General features: G+C 61.2%; 1 protein-coding gene. It reads left to right on the top strand.

Going from position 1 to position 281, the window contains the following annotated elements; all coding sequences use genetic code 11:
- On the top strand, positions 1-281 hold a 281-nt coding region (locus tag ACNQ0T_RS24100; protein ID WP_417930484.1), incomplete at both ends, for an anion permease.

The raw sequence follows: 281 nt of genomic DNA, 5'->3' as shown, positions 1-281 counted from the left end.
TTATTGCTCTGTGCAGCCAGTGGCTGCTGTTCAGCCCGGATCAGATGGCCGCGCCAGGCTTCAAAATGGCTGGCGCCTCCTTTAAGTGGGCGGTGAGCGGCTTCGGCAACTCCACCGTGTGGCTTATCTTCGGCGCGTTCATGTTCGCCGCCGGCTACGATAAAACGCAGTTCGGCCGCCGCCTGGCGCTGATTCTGGTGAAATATCTTGGCCGTCGCAGCCTGACGCTCGGCTACGCCATCACCTTCGCGGATCTGCTGCTGGCGCCGTTTACGCCATCT

Source organism: Enterobacter cloacae complex sp.6700776 (assembly GCF_048284255.1).
Taxonomy (GTDB): Bacteria; Pseudomonadota; Gammaproteobacteria; order Enterobacterales; family Enterobacteriaceae; genus Enterobacter; species Enterobacter intestinihominis.
Note: the sequence above shows the minus strand (reverse complement) of the source record. Positions and strands in the feature narration are given on the sequence as shown.